We start from the raw sequence: 20,847 nt of genomic DNA, 5'->3' as shown, positions 1-20,847 counted from the left end.
CAGATTCCTACGTTTCTTATTTTCAAATTTTCGTATTTTTTGTTTTTATTTCTTCCGTACAGGAATCCAAGAACGATTTGCTTATGCCTTTTTTTATTGCATCTGAGGGTAAAAGCCCACTCCACCTTTTAAATGCTCGAGTAAAACCGTCCATTGGCTGATAACCATATTTCAAAGCAACATCCGTTACTTTTTCTCCATGCAATAAATCCATACTTGCTTCCGACAATTTTCTGTTTTTGATATATTCACTAAGGGTCAACCCTGAAAGATAAAAAATATCTTTTTAAAGTTATAGTCAGAAACCCCGGCATATTCAGAAATTATTTCAAGAGACAGATCATCGGTTAAATGCTCTTCAATATATTCAATTACATGATTTAATTCGTTTAACATTATCTCCCTCACTATACAAATAATTAAGCAAATCACTTCTTACGATGCGTTATAAAATAATCTATCCCAAAACAAACGATTGCTAATGATAAAGTGATGAGTATATTCATCATATCACTAGCCCAATCCGTTACGGATTCCTGGAAATATGCAACAATATGCTTAATTCCCCATGCCAAAGGAATTATTATCAAAAAAGAAATCCCTGTTGCCTGTAGTTTTCTATTATGAAATCTTAAAAAAGTTGCATATATGCACCACAATCCAGCTACGGATATGACGGAAATGCATGTCCCTAAATAAAGCACTGCCGGCAGACTTAAAATCCAACTCATTGCCGCTAAATAAGGAATAATCAGAAAAATCAGCAGAATAAGGAATCTTCCACGGATTAACACTGAGAGGACTTTTCTTTGTGTCTGTTGTTTAGTTATGAGTTGCGTGTTGTGAGTAAGGAATGCATTTTATGCGTTCCTCATACAAATTATAAGCTTCATATAGACTGTAGCGATAGGGCTTGCCCCTTAAAATTAAGTGATGGTACCCATCCTTATGAGGGGTGCCGTATTCTTGACATAGCAAATCTTCCACTTACCGTTTTCCCTCACCACATTTACAGCTACTTTTTTTTCACCATCTCTAAGATATGTACCATATCCTTTATTATACTTGATATCCAGGTTTACATGGAAAAACACAGTAGGTACTTTCTCCGTTCCTTCTACAACCTGGATGTTGGAAGGAAGGTAGCTTTCAACAGAAATCAGCTTTAATGATTCAACCCATGGCCATAATGGAGAACCCTTCGGTATTGTGTTTTCATGGTTTAACCTTCCCTGATCTGTAAGGTAATTGGCTGCCGCTTCGTAATTTCGCGATTCCATCTCCTTAAAAAATGCAGCAATCAGTTGTTCTACTTCTTCCTGATCCTTCAAGGTTATAGTATTGCTGTTGCTTGTGTTCGGCTTTACTTCTACCTTATCTGTCTTAGCACAGCCCGTGAAAAAATTTCTACCATAGACAAGTGTTCCATCCTTATTCCATGCTTCAGGAGTCAGAAAATAATTCTTCGTCCCTTCTTCTATCATCCTTCTCTCTTTTGTCTCAATGTTATATATTATCAAATCCGAACTGCCCTCAAGAGAAGTATCTACAACTGTCTGTATGGATTTTGATATAGCCATTGCTATCCATTTAGAGTCAGGCGCCCATACAGGTTTATGAATATATCCGATTCTTTCTATCTCCTCCAGACCCTTTATCCAGCATATATCTGCTCCTCTGGCAACATCAGTCCCGGTATCAAATAAAAGATAGCTATCATCAGGCGACCAGTAAAAGTCTCCAAAACCAAACCATTTTGCGCCTTTAACTACGGCAGGTTCGCTGTTTCCTGCCTTCCATATATAAAGCACCGGGGTGTTTTCATTCTCTACCTGGTCAGTAAGGTTAAAGGCAACATATTGTTTGCTGTTGGACCACCCATACTGCACATTATCATAATCTTTAAAAAGCCTATTGATCGATTCATAGGTGCTGTCTGGAAGCTTAAGCTGATCTGCTTTTAATACTTTATTTACCTCCCCTTGAGCAGTATCCTCCGATGAACTATTGCCGGACTTGTTACTATCCGATAAATTTGAATCCTGTTTATTTTGTGAGCTTCCCCAAAACAGTAATGCACTCCCTATAAAAAGCGCAGCAACTGCAATGAACATTGTCCTTTTACTCATCTTATAACTCCTCCTAAGCTGCTAATACACTATAAATACATTATATTACATTTAGTTTAAAGTAGAAACTATAATCAGTCCGCTTTAAAACTAAAACTTCCTTGGTAAAATTATATTCCGAAGTATAGATAAGACAGGACAATACCCTTACTTTATTTATATAGGACTCAAAGTTCTGGGATATAAGATTTTATCCGGTTCCTACCCATGCTGCTTCTGGCTGTAATCTCCCATTTTAAAGCCTTGAAAAGGATAGCCGTACACTTAACTTTCGTATATTCGTAAGGTATGTCTCTAAAAATCTCCTGTCTGTTCATCATAAAGGTATTGCAAAGCTAAGATACGATTTCGTGCAAACTTATCTTTCAGCATGATATGAGAGGGTTCAGTCATATTTTGACCAGTCTTATGTAGCTTTTCAAAACGCATAAATATGTTCGATATGTGGTTCGCGCAATCATTTGTGATGACACAAAGCCCTGGAGTCTTGACCCAGCAGCCGATGCATGGCTTTATTTCATCACTGTTTTGCCAAGCGCAAAATATAAAAACAGGATACCACGCAATTGAATGCGCAATACCCTGTCTATTTTTGGTTAAATCCATCCGTCAGACAGCCCCTGAAAAAACTACCCCTTTATCGCCGCTTGAGCTGCTGATAATCTGGCAATCGGTACTCTATATGGTGAACAGGAAACATAGTCAAGTCCGATATCATGGCAGAATTCGACAGATGTGGGCTCCCCGCCATGCTCACCGCATATTCCTAATTTGATATTTGGCCTTTCCTTTCGTCCCAGTTCAACAGCCATTTTCATGAGCTTTCCTACACCTTTTCTATCTATGGCCTGGAATGGATCTTTATCAAAGATTTTCTTATCCATATAGTCTTTTATAAACTTACCGGCATCATCTCTTGAAAAGCCATATGTCATCTGAGTCAGATCATTTGTCCCGAATGAGAAAAATTCTGCATCCTTGGCTATTTCATCTGCTACCAAAGTTGCCCTGGGCACTTCTATCATAGTCCCATACATATATTTCAAATCGATTCCGGAATCATTTATAAGCTCATCGGCAAGCTTTGTTGCAACTTCTTTAAGAAAAGCTAACTCTTTTACATCACCTACCAGAGGTACCATTATCTCAGGTTTTACATCTATCCCTTTTTCCTTTTTAACTTGAATAGCCGCTTCAATTATTGCCCGGGTCTGCATCTCTGCGATTTCAGGATAGGTTATTGCCAATCTGCAGCCTCTATGCCCCAGCATCGGATTGAATTCTTTCAATTCTTCAACTCTGGCTTTTAACTTTTCATGTTCAACCTTCATCTCATTTGCCAGATCGATTATATCTCCATCATCATGAGGCAAGAATTCATGGAGCGGGGGGTCCAGCAATCTGATGGTCACAGGTCTGTCTCCCATAGCCTCGAAAATACCAATAAAATCTTCCCTCTGCATTGGCAGTATCTTTTCTAATGCAGCTTTCCTCTGCTCAATATTATCCGCAATGATCATCTCCCTTACGGCAGGAATTCTGGCTTCATCAAAAAACATATGCTCAGTTCGGCATAATCCTATGCCCTCTGCGCCGAATTTAACGGCTTGAGCTGCATCTTTGGGTGTATCCGCATTAGTCCTGACCTTAAGCTTTCGAACTTCATCAGCCCATTCCATCAATTTGCCAAAATGCCCGCTCATTTCAGGTTCATGAGTCTTTATTATACCCTCATAAACATTTCCGGTGCCTCCGTCTATGGATATATATTCTCCCTCTACGTAAGCTTTGCCGTCAATGATGAATTTCTTATTTTCTTCATAAACCTTTATAGCCTCACAGCCTGCTACACAGCATTTGCCCATTCCTCTTGCGACAACCGCAGCATGTGAGGTCATGCCTCCTCTGGCGGTAAGTATGCCCTGAGCCTCTATCATCCCTTCTATATCCTCCGGCGATGTTTCCTGTCTTACAAGGATCACCTTCTCGCCTTTTTTAGATGCTTCTACTGCGGCTTCAGCAGTAAAATATATCTTTCCGCTGGCGGCTCCGGGGGAAGCAGGGAGTCCTTTGGCTATGGACTTTGCCGCTTTTAAAGCATTTTCTTCAAAGGTGGGATGCAGCAATTGATCAAGCTGAGACGGCTCTATTCTCATAATAGCCTCTTCTTTGCTTATCTTTCCCTCTTCAACCATCTCTACCGCTGCTCTGACCGCAGAAAATGCAGTCCTCTTGCCGTTCCTGGTCTGGAGCATATAGAGCTTGCCCTTTTCAATTGTAAACTCTATATCCTGCATATCCTTATAATGATTCTCCAAAAGATCAGCAGCCTGTACAAATTGATCGTATATTTCGGGCATGACTTCTTTAAGCTTTTCTATGCTTTGAGGAGTTCTGATACCGGCAACAACATCTTCTCCCTGGGCATTTATCAAGAATTCGCCAAAAAGCTTTTTCTCTCCTGTTGCAGGGTTCCTTGTAAATGCAACTCCCGTACCGGAGTCATCTCCCATATTGCCAAATACCATGGATTGCACATTTACTGCAGTACCCAAATCATCAGGTATGCCGTTAATTTTTCTATATATTTTTGCTCTTTCATTATTCCAGGATCTAAATACTGCTTCAACGGCAAGAACTAATTGCTCTTTGGGCTCCTCCGGAAACTCGCTTCTAATTTCATTCTTATATAATGACTTATACTTTAACACTACTTCCTTTAAGGCTTCAGCATCTAAATCAGTATCATATTTTGCTTTCTTGGCTTCTTTTACAGATTCCAATACACTGTCAAACTTGTATTTTTCTATAGACATTACTACATCGCCAAACATTTGAATGAATCTTCTATAGCTATCGTAAGCAAATCTCTCATTTCCCGTGATTTTGTGTATGGCTTCAACGGTATCATTATTCAGACCTAAATTCAATATGGTATCCATCATACCGGGCATTGAAAATTTGGCCCCGGATCTCACCGATACCAATAATGGGTTGTTTTTATCCCCGAATTTTTTATTTGTCTTGTTCTCCAGTTCGGATAATTTTTCAAAAATTTCATTCAATAGTTCTGACCAAATCTCTTGGCCTTTTTCATAATACATATTGCATGCTTTTGTGCTTATGGTGAAGCCTGGAGGCACGGGCAGGCCTATATTGGACATCTCTGCCAGGTTCGCTCCCTTTCCCCCCAGCAAATCCTTCATTGCGGCTTTACCCTCATTAAAGCTGTATACAAGTTTATTCATCAGTTTTCTCCCTTCATAATCCTTAGTATAATACTAGCTGTTTCTTCTATAGCTTTATGGGTTACATCAATAACCGGACAACCAATCCTTTTCATTATCTTCTCTGAATAATCCAATTCCTGAAGAATGCGATCCATGTTTGCGTAGTTTGCTTCAAAGCTCAAGCCCAGAGCTTTAAGCCGCTCCTGCCTTATAGCATTTAATTTGTTAGGGCTTGATGTGAGACCGAATATTTTCTTCGACGAGATATCAAATATTTCCTTTGGGGGCTCAACTTCAGGCACTAGAGGAATGTTTGCAACCTTTAAGTTCTTGTTTGCAAGATACATGCTCAAGGGCGTTTTAGAGGTTCTGGAAACTCCCAAAATTATTACATCTGCTTTTTTTATGCCCCTCGGGTCTTTTCCGTCATCGTATTTAACGGCGAATTCAATGGCCTCTACTTTTTTAAAATATTCTTCATCCAATTGCCTTATAATACCAGGCGTGTATATCGGTTTAGCTTTAGTTATATGAGAAATGGCATCAATAACCGGCCCCATAATATCGACATAGATGATACCTTGATCTTTTGCTTCATTCTCCAGATATTCTTTTAGTTCGGGTATGACCATGGTATATACTATAATGCTGTTGTGAGCCTTGGCTTCATTTATTATTTCTTTTATTGTCTGCTTTTCGCTGACATAAGGTATTCTCCTTATCTCACTTACGATACCTCCATATTGTGCCGCTGCAGCTCTTGCTACCTGCTCGGCTGTTTCTCCGATGGAGTCTGACACAATATAAATTATTGATTTTTCGTCTAACATCATAATCCTCCTAACTTATCGTTGCACAAATCGAAAAAAAGTCTTGTAATATTGGTTTTTGATACTTTTCCGGTAATCTTATAGCCTGTCTTCCCATTTTCAGCACACACCTGTTCTACAACCGGGACACTGTCCACTTCATGAAGAATTATCTTTGCAGCAGCGTCATAGGCACTATCGTCATCCTTTACATATGCTATATTAGGCATTCTGGTCATTATTATCCCTACAGGCACCTTATGTATATCCGTTTTTCCCAAAGCAATCTTCAAAAAATCCTTTCTTGATGCAACACCGGTCAGCAGACCTCCGCTATGAATATATATCGTACCGACATCTTCCAGGAAAAGCGTGACTATTGCATCATAAACCGTTGTATCTTCCGATACTATGACAGGGCTTGATTTTATATTCTCCACCTTTAGATTTTTGATAAAATCAGAGATCATATTATTTACAGACTGGCCGGAATACAAATATCCGACTTTAGGTCTTGCCTCCAAAAAGCCTGACATAGTAAGAACGGTAAGATCCGGCCTTAGGGCTGCCCTAGTCATGTTAAGCTGCTCCGCTATATGCTCGCTGGTGATAGGTTCATGTTTCTTCACTAACTCAATTATTTGTTTTTGCCTATTAGTTAATTCTATAGGGTTCACCCTCTTTCATAGAAATATAGAAATTAAATTTCTTTGCTAATTGTGCTATACTATTTCATATTTATATAGCACATATAAGTATATTATCATAAAAAAAACTTGTTTTGCAATATTGATTTCAATATTGTATAGAATAAATATTAAAGGTACGCATTTATAATCATAAATGCATACCTTTTGTACAAAAAACTACCTGCTGACTACGATGATGGATAAATCGGCAAACCTCATCATCATGCTTTCTATGTTTTTAAGCAACGCGAGCCTGTTTCTTCTGATGTATTCGTCATCAACCATTACCATAGTATTGTCAAAAAAATTATCTATGGGGGCTTTCAAAAGCATCAATGACTTCAATGCATTGTAGTAATCTCTCTTTTCCACAGCATCTCCAAACAGCTTGCTGACCTCAGTATAGGATTCATATAGCTCTTTTTCAGCCTTTTCAGCCAGCAACTCCACATTGATTTCTAAACTGTCGGCTTTTGCAGCCAGATTGCTAACCCTGTTAAAAGATCCCGCTATGCTCAGGAAATCTTGCTGGCTCTTCCAATCGGACAGCTCTTTGATCCTTAGCAGAGCATCCTGTATATCGATCAATCCCGTCTTTAAAACCGCTTCAATGACATCATAATCATATTTTCTGTCCAGCAAAACATTTTTCAGCCTCTGCCTGAAAAACTCGTTGATATCGTCTATAACCTTAGATACTTCGTCTTTCATTATCCCTTTATCATAGAAGGGTTTGATTGCATTTTCAATAAGACTCTTAAGGTTTATATGAAGCTCTTTATCCAGAATTATATTTATGATGCTTATAGCCTGCCGTCTTAAAGCATATGGGTCCTGCGAGCCTGTGGGCTGTATGCCAATTGAAAAACAGCCGCTTATCGTATCGATTCTGTCGGCTATGCTCAATATTGAACCAATGATCGATGCCGGCATGGCGTCGCCTGCATTTCTCGGCATATAATGCTCTTCTATTGCATTTGCGACTTCAGAATCCTCTCCCTGGACAAGGGCATATTCTCTTCCCATTATCCCCTGCAGCTCGTCAAATTCCTTGACCATGCCTGTGACCAAATCGGCCTTTGACAGATAAGCTGCCCTATCTAGTTTATTCATGCTATCCCGGTCTAGATTAAGGCAATTTGCCAGATAGGCTGAGTTATTCATTATATTTCTTGTCTTATCATAAATAGTTCCAAGTGTTTCCTGGAAAACCACATGCTTTAGCTTTTCTACACAATCATCTAAAGATACCTTCTTATCTTCTTCATAGAAAAATCTTGCATCTGACAGCCTCGCTCTCAGCACCTTTTCATTGCCCTGTCTTACAACATCGATAAAGCTGTCATCGCCATTTCTGACCGCAATAAAATTGTTCAATAGCTCTCCTTTTTCATTTTCTATCGGAAAATATCTTTGATGCTCCTTCATAGGAGTTATTATAGCTTCTTTAGGCAGCTTTAGGAAGTCCGGTTCAAAGCTTCCCAATAAAGCAGTCGGATATTCCACCAAGTAAACTATTTCTTCTAAAAGCTCCTCATCCTTTATAAGCACTCCGTTCTTTTCTTTTGCGATTTTCTCGCATTGCTTTTGTATGATTTCTCTTCTCTCGTTTTGATCTACTATCACATATTCTCTTTTAAGTATATCGAAATAGTTTTCTGCCCTATCGATCTCAACCTTATCTTTCGACAGAACTCTATGCCCTCTTGTAAATTTACTGCAGGGTATGCCGTCTTTATCAAACTCTATCAACTCATCACCATAAATTGGCATTAGCCAGCGCACCGGTCTGGCAAATCTAAAGCTCTTGTTTCCCCATTTCATGGATTTTGGAAAGCTGATGGAGGTTAGAATTTCCGAAAGCAGCTCTTTCAATACTTCTTTCGCAGCTATGCCCGAGACATGCTTTCTGCCGTATACGTATTCTGTACCGGATAATTCTTTGATATATACATTTTCCAGACTTAATCCGTTTCCCTTTGCAAAACCTAACAGGGCTTTGGTGGGATTGCTCTCAGCATCATAAGCCGCTTTTTTTGAAGGTCCCTTTAATTCTGTTTCTAAATCTTCTTGCTTTTCATCCAAAGCTTTTACATATAATACAAGTCTTCTTGGAGTACCATAGGTCTCAAGGGACTTAAAATTGATTCTATTTTCCGTAAAAGACTTTTCGGAAACTTCTTTTAATTGATCTAAGGTTTTATTCATAAACTTTGCCGGGATTTCTTCAGTGCCTATTTCAAATACCAAATCTCTGCTCAACTTTTTCTCCTCCTTCTCATTCTTTTTCGCAGGCCGCTGCCTTGCTTTTGAGAGGATAGTCCATCTCCTCCCGCTGTTTCAGATATCCTTGTGCAACCAGCCTCGCCAGATTCCTCACTCTGGATATGAATCCTGTTCTTTCGGTCACGCTTATGGCTCCTCTTGCATCCAAGACATTAAAGGTATGAGAGCATTTAAGCACATAATCATAAGCCGGAAGTATAAGCCCTTCGCCAATAACCCTCTTAGCCTCAGCTTCGTATGAGTCAAAGAACTTGAACAACAAATCAGTATCAGCCACCTCAAAACTGTATATCGAATGCTCTACCTCTGCTTTCTTAAATATATCTCCATAGGTTATCCCATTAACCCATTCAATGTCAAAAACATTATCGATTTCCTGGATATACATGGCGATTCTCTCCAGTCCATAAGTCAGTTCCGCAGATTCCAGTTCACAGTCAAATCCTCCGATTTGCTGGAAATATGTAAACTGCGTGATCTCCATACCGTCCAGCCATACCTCCCAGCCTAAACCCCATGCTCCTAAAGTCGGTGCCTCCCAGTTATCTTCAACAAATCTTATATCATGCTTTTTAGGGTCTATCCCCAATGCCATAAGGCTTCCCAGATATAAATCCTGTACATTATCAGGAGAAGGCTTTAGTATAACTTGATATTGATGGTGCTGATAAACTCTATTCGGGTTTTCACCATACCTGGCATCGGCGGGCCTTCTGGAAGGTTCTACATAGGCAACTCTCCAGGGTTCAGGACCCAATGCTTTAAGAAAAGTATAGGGGCTCATGGTTCCCGCTCCTTTTTCAACATCATATGGTTGTGCAATGATACAATTATGCTTTGCCCAATAATTTTGCAGCGTGAGAATTATCTCTTGAAATGTCATAAATTTTCCTCCTTACAATCTTATTTAGTAAAAAAAATAAAACCTTCCATCCCTGTAAGGGACGAAAGGTTATCTTCCGCGGTTCCACCCTTATTGGCCGGCTGATGCCGCCCTCTTGTTAATTAAGCTCAGGAGTGCCTTTACCACAAACGAATGCTGATTTTCACCGGCCACCAGCTCTCTAAAATTCAAGTTATAGCTACTACTCTCCATCACAGCCAATAAAATAATTCTTGTAATATAATCTAGCAAAACCAAGTTATTTTGTCAATAGCATTAGGGCAAGTCCGTATCAATTTTAGGGCAGCAATCCTCAGCAGTATTGCTATTGGTCATATTTTGCTTGGTATTTTTTACGTCTTCGGCAAAATCTTTGACTTTATCTGCTGCATTGACTATAGCATCATTGATAACATTATTTACATTTACTGTGTCTTTATTTTGCCTTTCAACTTCAATGGTGCATTTGGTCAGCAATGCGGCAGCGGTTCCCAGGGCAGTTATCTGAGGCATAACTACAGCACTTATGGCCCCGGCGGTCACCGGTATATCCAAAATTACACTATCATCCTTTTTTACTCTTATTCGATTTACATTGCCTGACTTTACCACAGCTTTCAGTTTATCTATAACTTCACTGCCTTTTACAGATACTGATTCTGTCCAGTTTCTGCCGCTTGATTCTTCAATGCTTATTAAGGCATCAACCACATTGCCGTTGGCCTGTGTCAGTGCCTCCCGGGCTTCCTTATATGAAACGCCGGTCCTGTCCCTTATTATGTCTATCTTATCCAGCGTGATATCCATTTTACCCTCTCCTTTCATTGACCAGTTATAATTATTCTCTTTCGAGACTTTTTATGTTATTGATAAAATCCATGGATTTAAATCTTTTGTCCAAATGTTTTTGGACAAAAACATTGATAATTTTATCAATCTCTATAAAAATAGTATTATCAATTTTTATCGTATTTAATCTCGAAATAGGTGTGGACAATAAAAGACCAAATGTTTCCAAAGCTCCTGGACTCAGTTTAACTGCATTTTTGTCGGCTGTAAAACAGCGGCTGCACAAAGCTCCTCCCAAGTCGATACTGAACTTCCACAAGCTTTCTTCATTACCGCAATTTGCACATTTTGAAATCAACGGCCTGAAGCCGCTTAAATCCATTAGTTGCATCTGATAGGCACATGATAATATGCCTATAGGTATTTCATCATTAGATAGATAATATAAGGTTCTTGATAAAAGCAGAAATAATCTTTCACTTTGTATATCTTCATCCGTCACTGTGTCCGCCAGCTCAGCAAAATAAACGGCATAGGAAAGCTTTAACAAATCATTTCTGATATTATAAAAGGATTCTCTAAGCTCTCCTGTGCTTACATGATAGAAATTAGTCCCCTTGTACAATATCAGTTCACTGAAGGCAAAAAGCTCGCTGCTTGGCAAAAGGCTGCTTTTTGGTCTTCTGCAGCCTTTTGAAATAGCTTTGATCTTACCTTTGCTTCTTGTCAATATAGTCAGTATCCTGTCCGCCTCATTAATGTCTGTATATTTCAAAACAAGACCTTGTGTCTTAATGATTGCCATATTACACCTCTAATTATAACCTAAGGCCTTTAGAGCCGATAAGCTGTCCCTCCAATCCCTTTTAACCTTTACCCAGAGCTGCAGGTTCACTTTACAGTTCAATAAATTTTCTATATCAACTCTTGATTTGCTTCCTACCGCTTTAAGCATCGACCCTTGTTTCCCTATTATTATCCTCTTGTGTGACTCCTTCTCACAATATATGGTGGCATCTATATCAATTATATCTTTGTCTTTTCTCTCTTTCATGGAAGTCACTTCAACTGCAGTTCCATGAGGAATTTCTTCTCTGGCCAACAGAAGTATTTTTTCTCTTATATATTCGGCGACGATAAACCTTTCAGGAACATCCGTTATCATGTCTTGAGGGAAATACATAGGTCCTTCAGGCAAGAATTTCACTATTTCTTTTATCAAGTCATCTGTATTATTCCCCATTTTAGCGGATATGGGTACTATGCTGTCAAATATATTTTCATATAGTGTAATCTTTGCCAGAACGCCTTCCAATTCTCTCTTTGATATTTTATCAATCTTATTTAATGCCAATATTTTTCTCGTCTTAACATTCTTAACAGTATCAAATATGAATATATCTCCGCTTCCAATCTGGGCAGAGCAATCGATCAGAACCACAGTTACATCAACACCCTTTAAGGATTGCACAGCAGCACTTACCATATATTCACCCAGCTTATGCTTGGGTTTATGTATTCCCGGTGTATCTAAAAAAACTATCTGATGATCCTGTTGCGTCAATATACACCTTATAGTATTTCTGGTAGTTTGGGGCTTATCGGATATAATATTTAACCGCTCACCCATAAATGTATTTATAAGCGTAGACTTTCCCACATTAGGTCTTCCTATTATAGACACAAAGCCTGATCTAAAACCGCTATCCATATCATCTCCTCCTTCCATCATTTTATTTTTAATCATTGCTCTGGATGATAAATTGCCGATATCTCTTCTAAACTTCCTTGATTGCCTCAAATTCGGTAAATGCGTAAGGCAAAAGATCGCTCAATTTATATATCACGATTTTATGTCCATCTGTAAAAATAAGCTTCAAATCCAACCCAAACTCAGACATAAATTGCCTGCATATACCGCAGGGATAAGTAATATCATCGCTGCTGCTGACAATTGCAATGGCCTCAAATTCTTTCTCGCCTTCTGAAATTGCTTTTGTAAAGGCTGTCCTCTCAGCGCATATCGTAGCACCATAAGATGCATTTTCAATATTACATCCGGTATATATCTTGCCGGATTTACCGAGAAGTGCGGCTCCGACTTTAAAGTTGGAATATTTCACATAGGCCTTCTCCCTCGCTTCTTTGGCCTTCTCAATCAAAAAGTCATAACTCATTTGATCACTCTCCGAATTCTATTTTGACATACTCTGGAACTACTTGAATCCAGGTTATGCCTTTATTTATAAGGATCTCTTCCCCTTTTACATTTTTATATATAGTTTTGCCGCTTCGGCTGGATTTGTCCCATTCTATTTCAATAAGCTTTCCGCCCGTTAAAAGATAGCCCCTGTTCTTGCCAATATTTTTTATTTCCAGCCTTCCAACCTTATCTAACACTTTTACCCCTGCTCTTTCGACTATAATATTAGTTGCTTTAATGTCTTGTTTAGATTCCTTATCCTTCATATTATCGCCGTTTATCTGCCGATAATATACTTTTTCCTCTTTATTATATATATATGAGACCTTATATCTTTTATCATAATTTATAACAATTTTTTGTCCATCTCCACCATCAGGTATTACAAAATCATCGTTAAAATTGAAGTATTGAGGGGCGGTTTTATTTTCAAGCTTTTTATTCAGGGATACCTCCCTCATCATCCTTGTATTGGTATATAGATTATGGGGCATTTTTCTGTCAGTCGACCGCCAGAAAACCGGAGTACCGGTCAGATCATTATATGCATCTACCTTTAATGTTTTAATATCGCTTAATGCCTGAGGGCTGCCTCCGCAGTGAACATAAATAGAACCAAACTCTAAAGCTTTGTCAATAAAATATGGTCTTGCACTCCTCACAGGTCCGATCTTCTCCGAAGAAATATGATGGTATATGGCCATATACCTGGTGATATTGCCTTCTACAGGCATTTCATAAATTATGTCGGCTTCACTCAAACCGGATTGAGGCCTGGCGCTTATCTCATTATCTAGCATTACAGCAATAGGCCTGTATTTTATTTCTGCTTCATCCGTCACTGCCATGCCGGTAAGGGAACAGGTAAATTTATTTTCCTGAGCCGATTCTCCTATAGGTCCATTTTCACCCGTTGTGCTTGTTTCCGTGTCCTCATCCGGCTTTACCGGTTCTGCTTTAGGTTTACAGGCAGACGCTAATATTCCAATTATTGCAACAATTACTAAGAGAGCCCTCAAGGATGACTTCATTCTAACCCTTCTTTCATTATTTTACTGTGAAAAGCCTACAACTTTCATTCTGAACGAAACTAAGTTGAGTAAAGAATCTAACTAATATTCTTCGTTGCACTCAGAATGACGGCATATGCTTTTTTTACCCTGGATCGCTTCGTCACTAAAGTTTCTCGCAATGACGGGAAAGTATATGACCTATAGCATTATACTAATTCAGTAATACTTATTTTTTATTTTTCATTCCTATCTGCTGATTTTCAATATATTCAAAATATCATCTTGCTTCTTGAACATTAATATTTCATCTTTCCCGTCTTCATGATCATACCCCAAAAGGTGCAGCATTCCATGGACCAAAAGGAATGCGATCTCTCGTTCCTTGCTATGCCCATATTCCCCTGCCTGCTCAATAGCTTTTTCTACAGATATAACTATGTCCCCTAACGGCTGTTCTCCTTCGAAATGTTCTTCCGGGCCATCCTTAGACTCATCTTCAAACTCCAGCATGGGAAACGATAAAACATCTGTGGGTTTATCAATATTTCTAAATTTCTTATTAAGAGCCTGTATTTCTTGATTGTCTACAAAAGATATGCTGATTTCAAAGTTTTGATCCCATTCCTCATAATTCAATACGCCTTTTACGATCCCGTTTATAAAATTCTCCATGTCCTCAGCAACTTCCAATATGCTCTGGCGGCTATCAATTAATACTGTCAATATATCCACTCCCATTCTCACTGATATTTAATCTTCTTTAAGATTCTCAGGGTATTCTATCCTTTCATGAAAGATGCCCGCCAAAACCTTTACAAAAGCCTCGACAATGCTTTCTATATCCCTCAGGGTCAAGCTGCATTCGCTGAGTTGATTGTCATTTATTTTTTCAAAAAGTATTTTCCTTACTCCTTTTTCTACCCCATCCTTTGTAGGTTCGCTCAAGGACCTGATATAAGCTTCGGCGGAATCTGCCAACATAACTATGGCAGCCTCCTTGCTCTGGGGTTTCAATGAAGGATAGCGGAATTTATCTTCCTCCACCGAATCTTCACTCTGGGAAGCTATAGCTTTATGATAAAAATAGGCTACTAGAGTATTTCCATGATGCTGACCTATTATATCGATGACTTTGGACGGCAACTTATATTTTTTGCCAGTTTCTATTCCATCTTTTACATGAGAAATAATGATCGATGCGCTTAAGCTGGGAGAAATTTTATCATGAAGATTTTCTTGCGTTAATTGATTCTCTTTAAAGAAATAAGGTCTTTTGAGCTTTCCTATATCATGATAATATGAGCCGACTCTGCAAAGCAAAGCATTTGCTCCTACCTCTTCTGCAGCAGCTTCAGAAAGATTGCCTACCAATATGGAATGATAATAGGTTCCGGGGGCTTCTATCAAAAGCCGTCTCAGCAGCGGCTGATTGGGATTGGATAGCTCAAGAAGCTTCATTGGTGTTATAATGTCGAATACAGATTCAAAAAAAGGTAGTAAGCCGATTGTAAGCACTGAAGTAAAAATCCCGCCTACAATACCATAGCTGACATCATAGATAAAGGATTTGGTCTCAATATTATTGATGAGCCCAAAACTAAAGATAGACAAAGCATTTATAAATGCTACTGCTAATCCGGCATAAATAACCATGCTTCTATGATGAGTTTTTGAAACTATGATAGAACCCAAAATCCCTCCAAGCAATACAGATATCATCAAAGCGTTATTAAAATCTGTGACAAATCCTACTATTATAGTCATCAGTACGTTTACTATAATAGCTATTCTGGTATCTGCGAGGATTGTTATAATAAACGCACAGGCAGGTATAGGCATTATATAAAATGAAATATGTCTTGTTCCAACTGCTATTAATAGAATAATAACGATGATGATGCTTGTCAAAAGCAATGCCGAATTGCTTGTCCAAATATTAGGGCAAAAACGCCATATATATAAACAAAATATTATCATGGAAACCATTATTAAAGCTCCGTACGATAAAATAATCCTTAAACCATTGCCGCTTTCATCCTTTAGAAGCCCATAGGCCTTCAGCAGCTGTATTTGCTGACTGTTGACTTCTTGACCCTTGCTTATGATCCTTGTGCCTTTTTTTATCAGGATTTCATCAATATCGGCCCGAGCTTCACTTTTTCTCAAATTTGTTTCTGTTTCATCATAAAAGAGATTTGGCTTTATTATTGTCATAGCGATTTTTGAGCCTACGTCGTTCAGTTTGCTTCTTTTAGGCAGCTTTGAAAAAAAATCGGCTATTTCCTCTTTTTTGGTTTCAATCTGCATTTCGCTGAGCCTTTCATTCAATATCTGATTGATAAGGTATTTGACATTCTCCTTAACCTGTAATAAATCTTGCTGAGAGCAATTAAGCAATGATACATAGTCTTCCTTGTCCAAAACTATGGCAGGATTATTTCCTAAGCTTTCAAGTTTTTGCTCTATACTCAACTCTTCCAGGATTCTTTGCTCCTCCAGCTGATTGAAGAACAGGTTGATTTGCTTTTCAAGCTCTATTTGCACTGTCAAATCTACTCTATAAATAGGCTGAACCATATTTTCAGCTTCTTTACGCTTGATTTCTGTCGCTGCCTTATCAACCATGTTAGCCGGTGCATCAATATCAATATCCGCAATATCCCCAATATTCAAGATATACTGTTTTGGAGCTGCGGTAATTATTAAGACTATATATATGATCAAAAACATGGAAACCAGCACTGAAGCTTTCGTGAGGTTATTATTGGTCCAAGCATTCACTGGCTTAAGCTTCTTTTGTTTATCCATAATTCACCTCCACGCTTATTCGATAAAGGATTCATTATTTTCCGCATTCTCTTCTTCATATTTTTCATAAGCTTTTATGATATGCTGTACAAGCTTATGTCTTACAACATCTTTCTCTCCCAAATGAATAAAATCTATTCCATTTATGTCCTTTAATATATCTTCAACTTCCTTTAATCCCGAAAACCTGCCTTTGGGCAAATCTATTTGAGTGACATCGCCTGTAATAATAGCCTTTGAACCAAAACCCAATCGGGTCAGGAACATCTTCATTTGCTCCGGGGTAGTGTTTTGAGCTTCATCCAAGATGATGTATGAATCATCCAAAGTTCTGCCTCTCATGTAGGCTAAAGGCGCCACCTCAATCAAGCCCTTTTCCATGTTTTTTTGGAAATTTTCTACCCCCATTATATCGTACAATGCATCATATAAAGGTCTAAGATAAGGATCTACTTTGTCTTGCAAGTCTCCGGGAAGAAAGCCCAGCTTTTCCCCGGCTTCAACTGCAGGTCTAGTAAGGATAATCCTGTTTACTTCTTTATTTTTAAAGGCTTTGATTGCCATTGCCATTGCCAAATATGTTTTTCCGGTACCTGCCGGTCCTATAGCAAATACCACTTCATTATTTTTTATTGCATCAATATACTTTTTCTGTCCAAGGGTCTTGCATCTTATCACTTTTCCTCTGGCTGTCGTAATGATTATCCCGCTGAGCTCTGCTGTCTTTTTATCTTCACCGTCACGGACCAACCTGATTGCATAATCAACAGTATGGCTGCTTATGCCACCTTCCTCGTCAAGCTTCTTTATCAGCATATTTATAACTTTATGAGCCATGGATGCATTATCGTTATCTCCAATGATTCTGAGCTCGTCATCTCTTAATATCACGTCTACACCGAATTCATTTTGAATCAATGATAAGTTCTGATCAAAATCTCCGAACAATAGCTTTGTTTTATCCATATCCATTAATATAACCTTTCCCTCTGATGTGCCACTTGTCAAACTATACTCCTCCTACTTTAAGTAAATCTAATTTATTTTTGCTTTAGTGCCTATGTTTTCGAGAGCTTCAACATATATTTTGCCCATTACCGATTTTTCATTAACAAAATACTCTATTTTACTCCCAAGAATAACCGCGTCTTCAGGAATTTGCATCTTTATTCTTGCATTCAATCGTTCCTCACATCTGGCCTTTGCCACATCTTCATTCAATCTTATATCTAAAGGCTTAAGCTCTTCATACCTGGTAATGATCAGCTTTATAGGAAAAACATAGCTCCCAAAATTTAATAAATGCATTTCTCTGTGACTTTTATTATATTCTTCAAAAGGTATTTTCTTATTCCTCTCATACTTTTTCTTTATTATTTCTATCGCGTAGGTATTAAAGGCTTTCCCTGTTTTCTTATATTCGATTTGTTCAAAGGGGATTTCCTCTGCCTCTTCATACCACGTCCTCGCATGAATTTCAGCCATGGAATGGACATAGCGATTTGGCAGATCACCTCTTATTATTGTACCGGACACCAGAACCTGGCCTTTTTGTACGGTATCTCCGTCTTTCACCATACCGTCACCATTCAGGATAAGTATTTTTTCTATAACACCATTTTTAACGGCAACGATATCGCATGGATCCTCCCTGCTTATAGGCTGCTGCTCCGGTCCCTTTTCTACAATAGTTACAAAGGCTTTTGTCCCCTTTATCTCCAAGCCGATCCAGGTCAGGTCCTGCATTTTTATCAACATGCTATTTTCGATTTCTCGCTTGTCTATCCTTCTCTTGCTTATTCCGATCCTTAAGCCTGCAATGTTCAAATTGTCCATAACAGCTTGCTCATCTAAGCTTTTTAATCCATGAATCTCAATCATCCATATATAAGAGCTTAAAATATATAAAAAAACAAACAATGCACCCAATCCAAAGAAAAACCATTTCCTTTTTTTTACTGTTTTCATTTTGAAAGGTACACCGCATTTTTCTATTATTTTAATATTGCTGTCAGTTTTTCTTACTATAATACGAAGCTTTGAGAAATCTTTAAGATTTATTTTGGCTTTTATAGTCGTATAGTCTATTTTTTCTATATCCCAAATATATATGCCGTTTACTACAGCTAAGTTAATAAATCGTTCAATCTTAACGCCTTTTATTATTATGATAGCATATCCGCAAAAATAATTCCATAATCTAAGAATAAACAAAGCATCACCCCATCAATAGCTTACATTGCTTATATTTCCTGTTATTATAATCTCCTCTTGTATTATTGATTTGATAGTCAGCCTCTGTCCCGAAACTGTCAATACCCCACATCCTGTATTTACTCTTATCTGATTATCGCAATAGCTTATGACCCCCTTATGATTTTCAATTAATACACTATCGGTGCCCAATATTGAAATCTTAGGTATGTCTAAAGTAATATCTTTAGGCAGTTCCAAAGCATCTGATATCTTTTCCTTTATCTTATATGACTTTGAATTCATAACATACACCTCATAATAAATTTATGACAAAGCCCACTCTTTAGAACAAAAAACACATGAGGTTTTCGCTCATGTGTTTTTAAATCAGATCGTCTTATCTTCTTCTCAGCGCTAACGGTTTATCAAGAACCTCTGACATTATTATGGCATGCTGAAGCTCCGATAATCCTATATCATAGGGTTCTTCAAGCCCGCCTAAAGATTCATTTTCAATAGGATTCTCCTCTGCAGCCCTGTAAGAATTGCTTCTGTTATCATCCCAGCTTGCGCCCTGCAGTACTGTCCTATCATCATATTCAAAACCGCTGCTATATTGGTGATTTGCTTCCGGAGCCATATTTCGATCCTTATGGTCCGCGTTCTTAGTTTTTTTCGCTGATGATGGCATTGGCTTCTTCTCTTGATTGGCTTTGCCTATAGTGCCTATGATATTGGCAATAATAGAAATCAATATAAATATCCATATACTTTTCAATATGCATTCCCTGCCTTTATCCTAAACTCCGTACAGGAATTTACTTTTTATCTTTAATTGATGCATCACTGCTCTTGCCGGATTTCGATATTGAATCCCTCATCTGAGTATCAGCTTGAATGTTTTGCATATTCAGATAGTCCATCACGCCCATTTTCCCTTGTCTTAGAGCTTCCGCCATAGCTTTGGGCACCTCGGCTTCGGCTTCAACAACTTTTGCCCTCATCTCCTGAACCCCTGCCTTCATCTCCTGCTCCTTTGCAACTGCCATGGCACGCCTTTCTTCTGCTTTAGCCTGGGCTATCCTCTTATCTGCTTCAGCCTGGTCTGTTTGAAGCTGGGCACCTATGTTCCTCCCTACATCTACATCCGCAATATCTATTGATAAAATCTCAAAGGCTGTACCGGAGTCCAAACCTTTGTTTAAAACAGTTCTTGAAATTAAATCAGGATTTTCCAGGACGGCCTTGTGGCTTTCAGAGCTGCCTACTGTCGTCACTATTCCCTCTCCTACCCTGGCGATTATCGTCTCTTCTCCGGCTCCGCCTACCAGTCTATCGATATTGGCTCTCACTGTAACTCTGGCTTTTGCCTTGACTTCAATTCCGTCCTTGGCAACTGCTGCTACTACTGGAGTTTCAATAACCTTGGGGTTTACGCTCATCTGAACGGCTTGAAGCACATCTCTGCCTGCCAGATCTATAGCCGCTGCTCTCTCAAAGCTCAGGTCTATCTGAGCTCTTTGTGCCGCGATAAGAGCATTTACCACTCTATCGACATTTCCTCCTGCCAGATAATGGGCTTCCAATTGATTGACAGAAACCCCAATACCGGCTTTTCTGGCCTTGATCAGCGGATTGACTATCCTGCTGGGAATGACCCTTCTGAGCCTCATTCCTACCAGATTAAATATGCCTACATTTACGCCTGCAGCTAATGATGAAATCCATAGCCCGATAGGTACAAAGCTCAGGAATATGGTTATTCCTAAAATGATAACAAATATGATCAGAATAGGTATTATCAAATCCATA

Annotated in this window: 19 protein-coding genes, 1 pseudogene and 1 other annotated feature; all 20 genes and pseudogenes read right to left on the bottom strand. The window is 38.7% G+C overall.

Translation table 11 applies throughout. The annotated features are described in order from the left end of the window. Nucleotides 1-70: 70 nt before the first annotated feature. Nucleotides 71-396, bottom strand: a pseudogene (locus AC4HCY_RS11300) (helix-turn-helix transcriptional regulator); the annotation flags it as partial. 530 nt (nt 397-926) lie between these two features. Next, a complete protein-coding gene (locus tag AC4HCY_RS11295) occupies nt 927-2,129 on the bottom strand; it encodes a hypothetical protein (RefSeq protein ID WP_491094289.1) in 1,203 nt (400 codons plus the stop codon). A gap of 294 nt (nt 2,130-2,423) precedes the next feature. Beyond that, nucleotides 2,424-2,735: a hypothetical protein gene (locus tag AC4HCY_RS11290; protein ID WP_323430483.1), complete on the bottom strand. Its 312-nt coding sequence runs from the start codon at nt 2,733-2,735 to the stop codon at nt 2,424-2,426. A gap of 23 nt (nt 2,736-2,758) precedes the next feature. Next, complete coding sequence (gene ppdK / locus AC4HCY_RS11285; protein WP_333783243.1) at nt 2,759-5,377, bottom strand: pyruvate, phosphate dikinase; 2,619 nt, start codon at nt 5,375-5,377, stop codon at nt 2,759-2,761. Next, nucleotides 5,377-6,189, bottom strand: coding sequence for a pyruvate, water dikinase regulatory protein (locus AC4HCY_RS11280; RefSeq protein ID WP_323430484.1), 813 nt, complete (start codon nt 6,187-6,189; stop codon nt 5,377-5,379). Before AC4HCY_RS11280 ends, ppdK begins: the two co-directional genes overlap by 1 nt. After that, nucleotides 6,189-6,845, bottom strand: a complete 657-nt coding sequence (gene ccpN / locus AC4HCY_RS11275; RefSeq protein ID WP_323430485.1) for a transcriptional regulator CcpN — start codon at nt 6,843-6,845, stop codon at nt 6,189-6,191. The genes AC4HCY_RS11280 and ccpN overlap by 1 nt, the downstream gene beginning before the upstream one ends. 189 nt (nt 6,846-7,034) lie before the next feature. Further along, entirely contained in the window at nt 7,035-9,119 is a 2,085-nt protein-coding gene (gene glyS / locus AC4HCY_RS11270) for a glycine--tRNA ligase subunit beta (RefSeq protein ID WP_491094288.1), read from the bottom strand. 16 nt (nt 9,120-9,135) lie between these two features. Continuing rightward, nucleotides 9,136-10,026, bottom strand: coding sequence for a glycine--tRNA ligase subunit alpha (glyQ, locus tag AC4HCY_RS11265; RefSeq protein WP_323430487.1), 891 nt, complete (start codon nt 10,024-10,026; stop codon nt 9,136-9,138). A 54-nt stretch (nt 10,027-10,080) separates the two neighbouring features. After that, nucleotides 10,081-10,251, bottom strand: a binding site (T-box leader). A gap of 51 nt (nt 10,252-10,302) precedes the next feature. Continuing rightward, entirely contained in the window at nt 10,303-10,833 is a 531-nt protein-coding gene (locus AC4HCY_RS11260) for a DUF4342 domain-containing protein (protein ID WP_323430488.1), read from the bottom strand. A 31-nt stretch (nt 10,834-10,864) separates the two neighbouring features. Next, the gene (gene recO, locus AC4HCY_RS11255; protein ID WP_323430489.1) at nt 10,865-11,620 is read right to left on the bottom strand and encodes a DNA repair protein RecO; all 756 of its coding nucleotides are present in this window, start codon (nt 11,618-11,620) and stop codon (nt 10,865-10,867) included. 9 nt (nt 11,621-11,629) lie between these two features. Beyond that, complete coding sequence (gene era / locus AC4HCY_RS11250; RefSeq protein ID WP_323430490.1) at nt 11,630-12,526, bottom strand: GTPase Era; 897 nt, start codon at nt 12,524-12,526, stop codon at nt 11,630-11,632. Nucleotides 12,527-12,593: 67 nt separating this feature from the next. Then, a complete protein-coding gene (locus AC4HCY_RS11245) occupies nt 12,594-12,992 on the bottom strand; it encodes a cytidine deaminase (protein ID WP_323430491.1) in 399 nt (132 codons plus the stop codon). Nucleotides 12,993-12,996: 4 nt separating this feature from the next. Continuing rightward, complete coding sequence (locus AC4HCY_RS11240) at nt 12,997-14,049, bottom strand: DUF3048 domain-containing protein (protein ID WP_323430492.1); 1,053 nt, start codon at nt 14,047-14,049, stop codon at nt 12,997-12,999. Between the two features lie 228 nt (nt 14,050-14,277). Continuing rightward, the gene (gene ybeY / locus AC4HCY_RS11235; RefSeq protein WP_333783244.1) at nt 14,278-14,754 is read right to left on the bottom strand and encodes an rRNA maturation RNase YbeY; all 477 of its coding nucleotides are present in this window, start codon (nt 14,752-14,754) and stop codon (nt 14,278-14,280) included. Nucleotides 14,755-14,781: 27 nt separating this feature from the next. Then, entirely contained in the window at nt 14,782-16,839 is a 2,058-nt protein-coding gene (locus tag AC4HCY_RS11230; RefSeq protein WP_323430494.1) for an HD family phosphohydrolase, read from the bottom strand. Between the two features lie 15 nt (nt 16,840-16,854). Beyond that, the gene (locus AC4HCY_RS11225; protein ID WP_333783245.1) at nt 16,855-17,847 is read right to left on the bottom strand and encodes a PhoH family protein; all 993 of its coding nucleotides are present in this window, start codon (nt 17,845-17,847) and stop codon (nt 16,855-16,857) included. Nucleotides 17,848-17,874: 27 nt separating this feature from the next. After that, entirely contained in the window at nt 17,875-19,053 is a 1,179-nt protein-coding gene (gene yqfD / locus AC4HCY_RS11220; RefSeq protein WP_323430495.1) for a sporulation protein YqfD, read from the bottom strand. Between the two features lie 12 nt (nt 19,054-19,065). Then, nucleotides 19,066-19,338: a sporulation protein YqfC gene (gene yqfC / locus AC4HCY_RS11215; protein WP_255228376.1), complete on the bottom strand. Its 273-nt coding sequence runs from the start codon at nt 19,336-19,338 to the stop codon at nt 19,066-19,068. A gap of 94 nt (nt 19,339-19,432) precedes the next feature. Further along, entirely contained in the window at nt 19,433-19,813 is a 381-nt protein-coding gene (locus AC4HCY_RS11210) for a hypothetical protein (RefSeq protein WP_323430496.1), read from the bottom strand. Between the two features lie 40 nt (nt 19,814-19,853). Further along, nucleotides 19,854-20,846: a flotillin-like protein FloA gene (floA, locus tag AC4HCY_RS11205; protein ID WP_323430497.1), complete on the bottom strand. Its 993-nt coding sequence runs from the start codon at nt 20,844-20,846 to the stop codon at nt 19,854-19,856. Nucleotide 20,847 lies beyond the last annotated feature (1 nt).

Source organism: Lutispora sp. QWL-02, assembly GCF_058315355.1.
This window is presented reverse-complemented; position numbering and strand designations above follow the sequence as displayed.